Source organism: Curtobacterium sp. MCLR17_044 (assembly GCF_003234435.1).
GTDB classification, from domain to species: Bacteria; Actinomycetota; Actinomycetes; order Actinomycetales; family Microbacteriaceae; genus Curtobacterium; species Curtobacterium flaccumfaciens.
Genome location: NZ_QKTC01000028.1, coordinates 1 through 12,308 on the forward strand (window position 1 = coordinate 1; position 12,308 = coordinate 12,308).

Genomic DNA, 12,308 nt, shown 5'->3' on the forward strand with positions numbered 1-12,308 from the left:
CGCGACGCCGGGCTCGGCCGGTTCGGTCGGCTCGTCCGACCCGGCCGCTTCGGCCGACCCGGTCGCCGCGACCGACGCCGGCGGCGCAGCGACCCCGCCTGACCCGCTCCGGACGTCGGCGCCGCCGACCCGCTCCCGCTCCCGCCGCCGCTCCCCCTCCCGCTCCCGCTGCCGCCGCTCCCCCTCCCGAAGCGCGGCGCGGCTGCCTGCATCTGGCGCACGCACCGCACTGCACCGACGCGGGACGCCGTGGTCTTCTCCGCGCCGTGACGGTTCTGGTTCACGAAACCCGAGGACCGTGAACCGGAACCGTCATCGATGCGGAGCGGAACCTCCTTCCCCGCGGTCGACGGTCACCGGCGGTTCGTCGGGGGTCGGACCCGCTCGAGGGCTCGACGCATGGACGACGTCGTGCTGAAGCCGAAGCGGGTCGCGACGTCGGACGGGCGGTCGCCTCGGGTGAGTGCGCTGCGGACGGCGAGACTGCGGTACCAGCGGCCGAGCCGCGCGGGCGAGCATCCGGTCGCTGCGGCGCACCGACGCTCGAGGGTGCGCTCCGACATCCGGACACCGACGAGGAGGGCCTGCAGAGACGACGGACCGGCCGGATCGAACAGGCGGTCGAGGATCCGCGCGAGACCGTTGTCGCCGAGCATCGGGGGCGGGTTGTCGCGGAGCACCGTCGTGACGACGAGTCGGGCGAGGGCCTGCTGCTGCGCGCCGTGCCACCTCCCGCCGTCGAGGTGCCCGACGTGGCGCAGCGCAAGGCCGACGTCTGGCGAGGGCGCACCGGGTGGGCCGGTGCTCGCGATGGGCGGGAGTGCGAGGACCTCGTCGACGAGCGGGCCGAGCGTTGCGGCACCGACGAGGACACCGGTGAGCGCGAAGAGCGCCTCGTGCGGGAACGCGTACGTCTCCGCGACGCGGGGCGGGCCGGAGCGCTCGGGGCCCGTGCCGATCGTGATCGTCGCGTGCCCTTCGACGAGGGCGGCGGTGCCGGCGTCGACGATCGCGATGTCCTCTCCGTGCCGGACCCACACGGAGCGGGACCGCGTCGCCACCCAGACGTGGGTGCCCGTCGGTTCGACGTCGAGCGTCCACGCCTCGTCGTCGGACCGGACCTCGGTGCCCGGCCCGACTTGGAGCCCGACGGCGTCGATCAGTGCTCGGAGCGCATCAGCCATCCGACGAGCGTGATCCACGGGCAGGACGCGCGGGCGTGGATCGGGCGACCTGTGGAAGAGGGGGGATAACCCCACCCGGGGTGGGGAGAGGGCAGGATGGGGGAACGGCTCCGCGATCGCGAGGCTGGATGCATGACCGACACCGACCGCCTCGACCAGGCGCGAACCGTCCCGCTGGACGACGTCACGCCTTCGCCCGACCAGGCCCAGACCGTCCCGCTGGGCGACTCCGTGCCCCCTGGAGCCACCAAGCCGATGCCCCAGTACCCGCGCCAGCACCAGCAGGACCCCCAGGACGCCCCGCAGTCCCCGCCGGCGTCGTGGAGTGCCACCCCGCGGGTCGGGTCCGGTCCGGTCGGTGGTTCCGGTCGCGGTTCCGGCATGACCGCCGGGCAGTTCTACCGTGACGCGTGGAAGCGCCTGCCGCGGGACTTCGGCTACATGGCGCTCACCGCCGTGCTGCTCTGCACGCTGTACTTCGCGTTCCCGACGGCGATCTTCGGTGGCGGGTTCCGCGACCTCTTCAACCCCTTCGTCCTGCTCATGTTCTTCATCGCGCTGTTCGTGGCGCGGTGGCTCGGACAGTTCGAGAAGCTCCGCATGAGCTGGGCCGACCGACGCCCGATCCGCCCGGTGGACTGGACGCCCCGCTGGCAGCAGAACTGGTGGACCCGCACAGGCTCGGCCGTCGCCAACCCGCACTACTGGCTCTACCTGCTGCACGCCGCGGTCGTGTACCCGCTCGTCGCGGTCGTGACCGTCGGGGCCGGTGCACTGCTGCTCGTCGGCTTCGCCTGGCCGATCGTCGTGGGCGGACTGTACTTCGCGAACAACGTCCGGGTCGGCTACTTCACGGACAGCGTCGGGTTCGTGACCGGCGTCGGCGCCCTCGGGCTGCTGTCGATGGCCGCCTCGGTCGTGCTCTTGCCGCTCTGGGCCCGCGGGTCCGTCCTGGCGCACTACTGGGTCGACTTCGGCCTGCTGGGCGGCTTCCGGGCCGAGCAGCTCGAGCAGCGCGTCGCCGGCCTGCAGGCCTCCCGCGCCGGTGCCGTCACCGCCGAGGGGCAGGCACTCCGCCAGATCGAGCGCGACCTGCACGACGGCCCGCAGCAGCGGCTGGTGCGGCTCCGCATGGACCTGTCCGCCGCCGAGCGCGCCTTCGAGAAGGACCCCGAGAAGGCCAAGCAGCTCATCGGTGAGGCATCCGAGCACGCCCAGGACGCCCTCGACGAACTGCGCGCACTGTCCCGCGGCTTCGCCCCGCCGATCCTGCTCGACCGCGGACTCGTCGCGGCGCTCGAGGCACTGGTCGCCCGCACCCCGATCCCGGTGGGCCTGGACGTCCGGCTGCCCGAGGGCCTGGAACTCGCCACGGAGATCCAGCGCAACGTGTACTTCACGGTGAGCGAGCTGCTGACGAACACCATGAAGCACGCCGGCGCCACCACCGCCGGGGTGTACCTCGGCCTGGTCGTCGACGCCTCGGGCCTCTGGTACCTGACCGTCAGCGTCACCGACGACGGCCGGGGCGGTGCCCGACCGCAGCAGGGCCACGGGATCGAGGGCCTGATCGGCCGCATGCGGGCCCTCGACGGCGACCTGGTCGTCTCGAGCCCCGAGGGCGGCCCGACCGAGGCCACCGCCCGGATCCCCCTCGGTGCCCTGAACGGCGTCCCGACGGCGGCGAACCAGCGGTCGTGACCCCACGGGGGCGTCCGCGCTCCCACTAGGCTGGTCGGCATGACAGACGGCCCGGATGCAGCACGCATCCGGGCCGTCGTCGTCGACGACGCCGTCCTGCTGCGCGAGGGCCTGGCACGAGTGCTCGACGAGGCCGGCATCGACGTGATCGGGCAGTACTCCGACGCCCGGGCCTTCCTGGCGACGCTGCCCGAGGGTGCACCCGACGTCGTGGTGATGGACGTGCGGATGCCGCCGACCTTCACCGACGAGGGTGTCCGCGCCGCCGTCGAGACCCGCCGGATCGCTCCACGGACGGGTGTGCTCCTGCTCTCCCAGTACGTCGAGGCCACCTACGCCGAGGACGTCCTCGCGGCCGGCGCGACCGGCATCGGCTACCTGCTCAAGGACCGCGTCACCCGGCTCGAGGAGATCGACGACGCCGTCCGCCGCATCGCCGCCGGGGGCACCGTGCTCGACCCCGAGGTCGTCACGCAGCTGATGAGCCGCCGCCGCGACCCGCTCGCAGCCCTGACCCCGCGCGAGCGTGACGTGCTCGGGCTGATGGCCGAGGGCCGCACGAACGCCGCGATCGCCCGCGCCCTGGTGATCGGCACCGGCGCCGTCGAGAAGCACGTGTCGAGCATCTTCGGCAAGCTCGCGCTCGAGGACACCGGAGAGGACCACCGCCGCGTCCTCGCCGTCCTCGCCTACCTCGGATGAGCCGAGCCCGAGGATGAACCGGGTCCCCGCACCCCTGCTGGCCCTCACCGCGATGGTGTCCGTCCAGCTCGGCGCCGCGATCGCGAAGACCCACTTCGACGACGTCGGCGCGGTCGGGGCCGCCACGCTCCGGCTCGTCATCGGTGCCGTCGTACTCGCCCTGGTGGTCCGTCCCCGCGTCCGGCACTGGACGCGGGCGCAGTGGCTCGGTGCGGTCGGCCTCGGCCTGGCGCTCGGCGGCATGAACGTCTTCATCTACCTGTCGTTCGCGAGCATCCCGATCGGTGTCGCCGTGACGATCGAGTTCCTCGGGCCGCTCGCCCTGTCGCTCGTGCACACCCGGCGCTGGCGCGATGCACTGTGGGCCGTGCTGGCGCTCGCCGGGGTCGTGCTGCTCGGCGTCGGGCCGACCGCGGTGACCGAGGTGGGCGGGGTCGTCTGGGCGGTCCTCGCCGCCGCGTGCTGGGCGGGCTACATCGTGATGAACCGGCACGTCGGCGCCGCGATCCCCGGCGTCGACGGGCTCGTCGTGTCGATGGTGGTCGCGATGCTCGTGTCGTTGCCGTTCGGGCTCCGCTCCGCGGTCGACGGCGTCGTGCACGAACCGACGCTCCTGCTCGTCTTCGGCGCCGTCGCCGTGCTGTCCAGCGTGCTGCCGTACGCCCTCGAGATGCTCGCGCTCCGCCGGATGCCGACACGGGTGTTCGGCGTGCTGCAGAGCCTCGGCCCGGCGATCGCCGCCCTGGCCGGTCTCGTCGTGCTGGCCGAGGGGCTCTCGGTGATCGAGACGGTCGCCCTGGCGTGCGTCACCGCCGCGAGCGTCGGCGTGACGCTCTCGGCCCGTCGCCGACGCGGCGGACCGGTGGGGTGAACGAAGAGGAGGCCCGGATCACGTCCGCCGACGGCGGTGCGTGATCCGGGCCTCCTGAGAAGACCGTCTACTCGTCGCGCAGGAAGTCTGCGTACGTGGGTTCCGACTGCTCACCCGACAGGAGGGACGGATCGTTGATCCGCCGCTCGACGTAGGCGCTGATGACCTCGGGCGGGGTGAGCACGTGGGCGACCCAGGACGGCACCGCTGCGTTCTTCATGGTGCCTCCTTCGTGGGTACGGGTCCGGATCGAATGCCTCGATCAGTGAGTTACTTGCTGAACCCGCGTTCGCTAAACCATCCTCGGGGTGCAGGTGGAAGTCAATGCAGTGCGTTCTGCGGACTCCGGTTCGCGCTGTCGCGGTCGGCACGGAGCGTGCGGTGCTTCACCGCGGAGCGCCACACCCACGCCTCGGCCTGCTGCCCGAACTGCGCCCACTCCACCAGCACGGCGTCGCGGGTCCAGCTCTTGGCGAAGGCCTTCACCCGGACGTGGAAGGTCGGGAACTGGATCCACGCCCAGACCGGCTTCGGGGTGACGGCGTGGCAGACGTCGCCGCCGCGGGCGTCCTCGGACAGGGAGTACGCGCGCGGACGCTCGACCTCCGGGTGTTCCGGGGGCTGCCACCGGTTCTCGCGACGCCGTCCCACGACGGTATTCGAACGTGTGTTCGAACGACAGTCAAGTCGACCGCGCCGTCTGGACGACGACCTGGCATCGGACGGGCGTGTCGTCGTCGGGCGGCGGGGCGGGGCGGACGGGTACGCGTTCTCACCTTGTTGACGGTTCTGGTTCACGATCCCCGGGCGGCGCGAACCGGAACCGTCATCGCGCAGACACGAACGTCCGTCCCTCGCCGGGTGGAGCAGCGGGAGTCGACGCGCACTCCGGCTCCGGCTCAGCCCGCCCGGGCCGCCAGGCGCTCGGAGCGTCGGCGTGCCTGCTCCGCGGGGTCCGGCACCGGGGCGGCCTGGATGAGCCGTCGTGTGTACGGGTCCTGGGGCGAGCGCAGGATGGCGTCGCGGGTGCCGTGTTCGGCGACCCGGCCGCCGTGCAGCACGACGACCCGGTCGCACAGGGTGTCGACCACGGCGAGGTCGTGCGTGACGAACAGGCACGCGAACCCGAGGCGCTCCTGCAGCTCGCGGAACACGTCGAGCACGCGGGCCTGCACCGACACGTCGAGTGCGCTCGTCGGCTCGTCGGCGATCAGGAGGGCGGGGTCGAGCGCCACCGCGCGGGCGATCGCGACGCGTTGCCGTTGGCCCCCGGAGAGTTCGTGCGGGTAACGCTCGGCGTACCCGCCGTCGAGACCGACGTCCGCGAGGAGTCGCTCGACACGCTCCTCGACCTGCACCGCCGGCAGCCGGAGGATCTGGCGGAGCGGCTCGGCGACGGTCTGCCCGACGGTGTACCGGGGGTTGAGCGACCGGAGCGGGTTCTGGAACACCACGCCGACGTGCTGGCGCATCTGCCGGCGGGCGGCTCGCCGTGCGCCGGCGACGTCGGTGCCGTCAACGACCACCGAGCCGGAGGTGATCGGCGCGAGGCCCACCGCGGCCCGGCCGATGGTGGTCTTGCCACTGCCGGACTCCCCCACCAGGCCGACGATCTCGCCACGGCCGACGGTGAACGACACGTCGTCGACGGCACGGAAGCGCCCGCGCAGGGCGCCGCCGTACTCGACCACGAGGTGCCGGACGTCCAGGACGGCGGCCGGGGGCGTCGTGGCGGAGCCGAGCCGGGCCTCCAGACCGGACCCGGTGCCCATGCGCGGGACCGCAGCGAGGAGTTCGCGCGTGTAGTCGGCGGACGGTGCGGCGAAGACCGCCTCGGCGGTGCCGGTCTCGACGACGCGGCCTCGACGCATCACGACCACGCGGTCGGCGAGGTCCGCGACGACGCCCATGTCGTGGGTGATGAGCAGGATCGCGGTGCCGGTGCGCTCGCGCAGCGCGCGGAGGACGTCGAGCACCTCGGCCTGCACGGTGACGTCGAGGGCGGTCGTCGGCTCGTCCGCGATGAGCAGGTCCGGGTCGGCGGCGAGCGCCATCGCGATCATCACGCGCTGGGCCTGCCCGCCGGAGAGTTCGTGCGGGTACTGGCCCAGGCGGCGTTCGGGTTCGGGGACCTCCACGGCGCGGAGCAGCTCGAGCGAGCGCTCCCGGACGGCGGCGCGGTCGTGCTGGCCGTCGGTGCGTCGGACGGCCTCGGCGAGCTGGAACCCGATGGTGAACACCGGGTTCAGCGCCGCGGACGGGTCCTGGAAGATCATCGACACGCTGCGGCCCCGGACCGACCGGAGGGTGCGCTCGTCGGTGCCGATGACCTCGAGGTCGCCGAGCCGGATGCTCCCCGAGGCGCGCGCACCGTCGGGGGCGATGCCCATCGCGGTCATCGCGGTCATGCTCTTGCCGGAGCCGGACTCCCCCACGACCGCGACGACCTCGCCCCGGGCAACGGCGAACGAGGCGTCGTCGACGGCGCGGACCACCTCGCCGTCGACGTCGAAGGTGACGGTGAGGTGCTCGACGGTCAGGACGTCGGTGGTGCCGCTCATGGGGTCTCCGGGGGGTCGGTGTCGTCGCGGGCGGCCTTGAAGGCCTCCCACTCCTCGAGCATCTTGCGGTGGTAGCCCTGCAGCCACTGCATGTAGTCGCGGCCGTTGAGCAGACGCTCGCGGACCTCGGCGTCCACGTCGCCCGTGCCGGTGCGGCCGGCACCCTCGACGACGGCGAGCCCGCGGCCGATGATGTCGCGCTGCCGGTCGAGGTACTTCCGTTCGCTGGCGAGCCAGGAGCCCCAGACGTCGGCCTCGGCGCGGAAGTAGTGACTGCGCTCGCCGGGGACGATGTGGCGCTTCACGAACCCGGAGTCGACGAGCCGTCGGGTGGCCATCGACACCGACCCCGAGCTGGCACCGAGCGCTGCCTGCAGGTCCGACGACGACGAGTGCGGTGCGCGGGTCATCATCAGGTAGCCGAGCACCCGGGCGTCGGTGAGGGGCATGCCCGCGCCGTCGTTGAGCATCAGGGCGAACTCCTCGACGAAGGCCTGGCGCTCCGGTCCGAGCAGCCGGTCGTCGTCGGGGGCCCCTTCGGCGGTGCCCCTGTCGTCCGTCACGAGGCCAGCCCGGCGGCCACCTCGGGTCGCTCGTCCGGGATCGACCACGGCTCCTGCGACATGCCGCCACCGCCACGGATCGCCCGCACGGTGCCGTCCTCGTCGCGGGTGTAGGTGATGTCCTCGTCGACCGAGCCGAAGCGGTTGCCGTGGGTCATCCGCAGGGTGTCGGCGTCGACGACCTCGAGCCGGGTGGGGGTGTCCATCGGCTCGGGGCCGGACGGGTCGACCTCGACGAGCCGGTCACCGATCCGGGCGACGTCGGTGACGCCCCACGGGTTGGCGAAGCGTCCGGTGAAGGCGGCGGTGTCGACGTCGTCGGGTACCGGGGTCCCCGGGGCGTCGGCGTCGGCCGCGGCGTCGAGCATGGCGATGACCGCGGTGGCGATGAGCGTGGCGGGTCCGGCGGCGGCGCTGGTCAGCACGGACACGACGAGCCCGGACGCCGGGTCGAACATCGACTGGGTGATGTGCCCCGGGAACCCGCCCGAGTGGCCGCGGATCTCCCGCCCGCCGATCCGGTCGACGATGAACCCGGCACCGTAGCCGCGGGCCGCGGGGTCGTCGGTGGCGCTCCAGGCCTTCCGCTGCGCGAGGCGCTTGGAGTGGTCGTCGAGCAGGGTGCCCTGCCCGATCACGTGCTGCGAGAAGTAGCGGACCAGGTCGGACGCGGTGCCGTGGAACCCGGTGGCGGCGGCCATCGCGCGGGTGTCGACGTGGTCGATGCGCTGCCGGTGCCGGGCGGTGTGGAAGCCGGTGTACCCGACCACGAAGTCGTCGGCGCGTGCGGGGTCCCAGTCGGGGCCGGTGTTCCGCAGGCCCAGGGGTTCGGTGATCGACTCGCGCACGAAGTCGTTGTACGACTGCCCGGACACCGCGGCGATGACCAGGCCGAGCAGGGAGTAGCCGAGGTTCGAGTAGTTGAACGACGAGCCGGTCGGCACCTTCTGGCCCCGGTCGAGCACGAGCGCCAGGAGTTCCTGCTCGTCGGGGAACGGGCGGAGCAGGGACCAGTAGTCGCCGTCGTGTCCGTCGCGGATGACGCCGGCACCCATCTCCATGAGCTCGCGCAGGGTGGCGTCGGCGAGCGGGGAGCCACCGTCGACCAGTGCCGGGACGTACGTGCCGACGGTGTCGTCGAGCCGGAGCGACCCGCGCTCGGCCAGCTGCAGCAGGGCCGTCGCGGTGAAGGTCTTCGAGTGCGAGGCGATGCGGAAGAGGTCGGTGGTGGTCAGGCGGCGCCCGGCCTCGACGTCGGCGTAGCCCCAGGCCTCGTCGAACAGGACCTCGCCGCCGAAGCCGACGGCGACCTGCACGCCGGGCACCCGCAGCTGCCACACCTTGTACGACACCCACTCGCGGATGTAGGGCAGGGTCTTCCGGTACGCGGAGAGGGTGTCGGTCACGGTGGTCCTTTCGAAGGGCGGTGGTTCGAGTCTGGCGCGTCGGTCGCGACGGTGCCCGCCGCGACGCGGCGTGTGCCGTGCCGGTCAGCGCCGACGTGGGTCGAGCGCGGCGCGCAGCGTGTCGCCGAGCGCGATGACGGCGAGCACGGTCACGGCGAGGAACGCCGCCGGCGCGATGAGCATGTGCGGGGCCCGGAGGAACTGCGACGTCGCCGCGGACAGCTGCAGCCCCCACGAGATCGCCGGACGCTCCAGCCCGATGCCGAGGTAGGTCAGCGACGACTCGGACACGATGACCCCGCCGACGGTGATGGTGGCGAGCACGAGCAGCGGCGAGATCGACGACGGCAGCACGTACCGGGTGGTGATCCGCCACGTCGACAACCCCATCGTCCGGGCGGCGAGCACGAACTCGGCACCCCGGACGCTGCGGACGCTCGACCGCACGAGCCGGGCCATCGTCGGCCACCCGAACAGGGCGAGCACGAGCGACACGGTGAGCACCGACCGCTCCCCCACGCTGTTCAGCACCACGACCGCGCCGAGCAGGAACGGGAACCCGAGGAACACGTCGGTGAGCCGGGCGAGGACGGCGTCCACCCACCCGCCGACCATGCCCGCGACGGTCCCGACGACGACCGCGACCATGCCGGCGAGCAGGGTCGTGAGCACCGCGACGGCGATCGACGACCGGGTGCCCCAGATGACGTTCGCGTACACGTCGCAGCCCTGCAGGTCGAAGCCGAACGGGTGCCCGGCGGTCGCTGACGCCCCGCTCCGGCCGAGGTCGCACACCCGGGGGTCGCCGTGGCCGAACAGCCCGGCGAACAGCTGCGGGAACGCCGCGATGAGCAGGACCACCACGAGCACCGACGCGGGCACCCAGAACCCCGGCGTCCGTGCGGCGGCGAGCAGTGGCCGGCGCCGGACCCCGACGACGGGGTCGACGGTGGCGCCGAGGGCTTCGGTGGTCATCGGGAGGCTCCTGTCCGGACGCGCGGGTCGAGGGCGGCGTGCAGCAGGTCGACGAGCACGCTCGTGACGAGGAACACCAGGATGAGGGCGGTCGAGATGCCGACGACGACGGCACCCTCGTGCGAGCGGATGCCCTGGAACAGCAGGTTCCCGACGCCCGGCAGGTTGAAGATGCCCTCGATGATGACGGTGCCGCCCATCAGGTACCCGAGGTCGGTCGCCAGGTAGGTGGCGGTCGGGATGAGCGAGTTCCGCAGGACGTGCACGCCGACGATCCGGCCCGGCGCGAGCCCCTTGGCGCGGGCCGTCCGCACGTAGTCGGCGTCGAGTGTCTCGATCATCGACGTCCGGGTGAGCCGGGACACCGCGGCCAGGCCGAACAGGGCGATCACGAACGCCGGCAGGACGTACGCGGTCGGCCACCCGGCGGTGACCCCCGCGACCGGGAACCAGTGCAGCCGCACCGAGAACACCAGCTGCAGGGCCACGCCGAGCACGAACACGGGGACCGCGCCGACGACGATGGTGCCGACGAGCACGGTCTTGTCGAGCACGGTGCCGCGCCTGAGCGCCGAGACCACGCCGAGCCCGATGCCGAGGACGATCTCGAGCGCCCACGCGCTCAGCGCCAGCGTGATCGTCACCGGCCACCGTGAGGCCATCTGCTCGCCCACGGACTGCCCGTTGAAGTCGGTGCCGAAGTCACCCCGGAACAGGCCGCCCAGGTACTGCACGTACTGCAGCCACAGCGGCTGGTCCAGGTGGTATTCCGCCCGCAGCGCCCGCACGACCGAGTCGGTGAGGGGGCGCTCGCCGCCGAGCGCCTTGATCGGGTCGCCGGGCAGCGCGAACGTCATCGCGTAGATGAGGAAGGTCACCCCGAGGAACACGATGACCAGGCCGCCGAGTCGGCGACCGACGGCGAGCGTCGGACGCATCACGCGCCTCCCGGCTCTCCCGTGGTGACCAGTGACGGTCGGGAGGCGCGGGTCGGGTCCGCCACGTGCGCCGCGCAGGCGAGGATCGCCCCGTACTGCACGCCCACGAGCTTCCCCACCGGGATCGGCTGCGCACCCGTCGACGCGTCCGCCTGCCAGCGCGCGTACCGCTCGGCCAGGCGGTCGCGGAGCCGCCGGAGCGGCGCGGACGCCGTGCCGGCGGTCGTCTCCGCCTCGACGGCGCGCAGGAGCATGCCGCCGTAGCGCAGGCGGAAGCAGCGGACGAGGTCCTCGCAGCCGAAGCGCTCCGCGACGGTGGCCGTCCGGTCCGCCGGTTCCCGTTCGGCACGGCGGCGGTCGGTGTCCGCCATCCCGACGAGCATCGGCACGAACGCCCGGGAGGCCTCGACGAACGGGGACGGGATCGTGAGCATCGGCGATGCCTCGTCGAGGAACGCCTGCAGTTCCGTACCCGAGGCACCCAGCTCGTCCGCGCACCGGCGCAGCAGGTCGGCGTACGGCTCGTCGGTCGGGGTCTGGTCGTCGGCGTCGGGGTGGCTCCAGTACGGCAGCTCGGCCACCATGCAGAGGGCCCCGTGCCGCATCGCCCACGCCGCGCTCGACCCGCCGTGGATGTGCTCGCCGGGGTCGACGCCGAGTTCCTCGAGGTAGGCGTACGCCGTCTCGATGCCGTCCATCGCGAACACCGCCGGGGCGAGCTCCCGCAGGTACGGCGACTCCGGCTCGCCGGTGTCGAGCGGCAGCCCGAGTGCGGCCGGCACCGCGTGCAGGGTGTCGACGACGGCGGGCAGGTCCTCGGACAGGTAGTAGTAGACGCCGCCCATCTCGCCGTTGTGCAGGCTCACGAGCAGGTCCGGCTCGGTGTCGTCGATGAGCCGCATGAACGCGAGCGTCTCGGGCAGCACCTGGTCGAAGTACACCGACTTGTAGCTGTTCGGGAACGTCCACTCGACCTGGCTGTCCGGGGCCGGCCGGTAGAAGTGCCGCGAGTAGAAGACCCGGTCGTGCGGGTCGTGGAACCACGCCTCGTTGAGCCGCATGCCGTCCGGGTCGATCGTCGGGACGATGTGCCAGGTGACGTCGAGGGCCTGCACCCGCTCGTCGCCGAGGGCCGTCTCGGCGAGGTGCAGCGCCGTCCACGAACCGATCGGCTCGTTCGGGTGCACCCCGCCGACCACGACGGCCGCGTGCGACCCGGTGCCGATGCGGTAGCTGTGCAGGGGTTCGCCGAGGCGGCTCGTGCCGATCCGGGTGACCGTGACCCGGTCGGGGTGCGCCGCGGCGAGCGCGGCGAACCGGGCGTGCAGGTCGTCGACGAGCGGGAAGCCGTCGCGGTCGGGGACGTCGCGGACCAGGTCGAGGACGGTGTGCTGCTCCATGCCCCGC

At 72.8% G+C, this 12,308-nt stretch carries 12 protein-coding genes; 3 read left to right on the forward strand and 9 right to left on the reverse strand.

The window, feature by feature from the left end; all coding sequences use genetic code 11:
* Window positions 1-353 precede the first annotated feature (353 nt).
* A complete protein-coding gene (locus tag DEJ04_RS16440) occupies window positions 354-1,184 on the reverse strand; it encodes a helix-turn-helix domain-containing protein (RefSeq protein WP_111047783.1) in 831 nt (276 codons plus the stop codon).
* Window positions 1,185-1,316: 132 nt separating this feature from the next.
* Between DEJ04_RS16440 and DEJ04_RS16445 the strand changes: the two genes are divergently transcribed.
* The 3 genes from DEJ04_RS16445 to DEJ04_RS16455 are packed head-to-tail and all read left to right on the forward strand — an operon-like array spanning window position 1,317 to window position 4,458.
* On the forward strand, window positions 1,317-2,885 hold the full coding sequence (locus DEJ04_RS16445; protein ID WP_111047784.1) for a sensor histidine kinase: 1,569 nt from the start codon (window positions 1,317-1,319) through the stop codon (window positions 2,883-2,885).
* Between the two features lie 39 nt (window positions 2,886-2,924).
* The gene (locus tag DEJ04_RS16450) at window positions 2,925-3,587 is read left to right on the forward strand and encodes a response regulator transcription factor (protein ID WP_027464682.1); all 663 of its coding nucleotides are present in this window, start codon (window positions 2,925-2,927) and stop codon (window positions 3,585-3,587) included.
* Between the two features lie 13 nt (window positions 3,588-3,600).
* A complete protein-coding gene (locus DEJ04_RS16455; RefSeq protein WP_111047785.1) occupies window positions 3,601-4,458 on the forward strand; it encodes a DMT family transporter in 858 nt (285 codons plus the stop codon).
* A gap of 67 nt (window positions 4,459-4,525) precedes the next feature.
* On the opposite strand, the gene DEJ04_RS18540 is transcribed toward DEJ04_RS16455, so the two are convergent.
* The 8 genes from DEJ04_RS18540 to DEJ04_RS16490 all read right to left on the reverse strand — a co-directional run bounded on the left by DEJ04_RS18540 (window position 4,526) and on the right by DEJ04_RS16490 (window position 12,301).
* Window positions 4,526-4,678, reverse strand: a complete 153-nt coding sequence (locus tag DEJ04_RS18540) for a hypothetical protein (protein ID WP_163343414.1) — start codon at window positions 4,676-4,678, stop codon at window positions 4,526-4,528.
* 101 nt (window positions 4,679-4,779) lie between these two features.
* On the reverse strand, window positions 4,780-5,109 hold the full coding sequence (locus tag DEJ04_RS16460; RefSeq protein WP_111047786.1) for a hypothetical protein: 330 nt from the start codon (window positions 5,107-5,109) through the stop codon (window positions 4,780-4,782).
* A gap of 248 nt (window positions 5,110-5,357) precedes the next feature.
* Window positions 5,358-7,019, reverse strand: coding sequence for an ABC transporter ATP-binding protein (locus tag DEJ04_RS16465; protein WP_111047787.1), 1,662 nt, complete (start codon window positions 7,017-7,019; stop codon window positions 5,358-5,360).
* A complete protein-coding gene (locus DEJ04_RS16470; RefSeq protein WP_111047788.1) occupies window positions 7,016-7,582 on the reverse strand; it encodes a GbsR/MarR family transcriptional regulator in 567 nt (188 codons plus the stop codon). The genes DEJ04_RS16465 and DEJ04_RS16470 overlap by 4 nt, the downstream gene beginning before the upstream one ends.
* Window positions 7,579-8,988, reverse strand: coding sequence for a serine hydrolase (locus tag DEJ04_RS16475; protein ID WP_071246673.1), 1,410 nt, complete (start codon window positions 8,986-8,988; stop codon window positions 7,579-7,581). The genes DEJ04_RS16470 and DEJ04_RS16475 overlap by 4 nt, the downstream gene beginning before the upstream one ends.
* Window positions 8,989-9,072: 84 nt before the next feature.
* The gene (locus tag DEJ04_RS16480; protein WP_110864890.1) at window positions 9,073-9,963 is read right to left on the reverse strand and encodes an ABC transporter permease; all 891 of its coding nucleotides are present in this window, start codon (window positions 9,961-9,963) and stop codon (window positions 9,073-9,075) included.
* Window positions 9,960-10,901 (reverse strand): ABC transporter permease, encoded by a 942-nt coding sequence (locus DEJ04_RS16485; protein WP_027464675.1) that lies wholly within the window; start codon window positions 10,899-10,901, stop codon window positions 9,960-9,962. The genes DEJ04_RS16480 and DEJ04_RS16485 overlap by 4 nt, the downstream gene beginning before the upstream one ends.
* Window positions 10,901-12,301 carry a M14 family zinc carboxypeptidase gene (locus DEJ04_RS16490; protein WP_111047789.1) on the reverse strand — a complete coding sequence of 467 codons (1,401 nt, stop codon included), beginning with the start codon at window positions 12,299-12,301 and terminating at the stop codon, window positions 10,901-10,903. Before DEJ04_RS16490 ends, DEJ04_RS16485 begins: the two co-directional genes overlap by 1 nt.
* Window positions 12,302-12,308 lie beyond the last annotated feature (7 nt).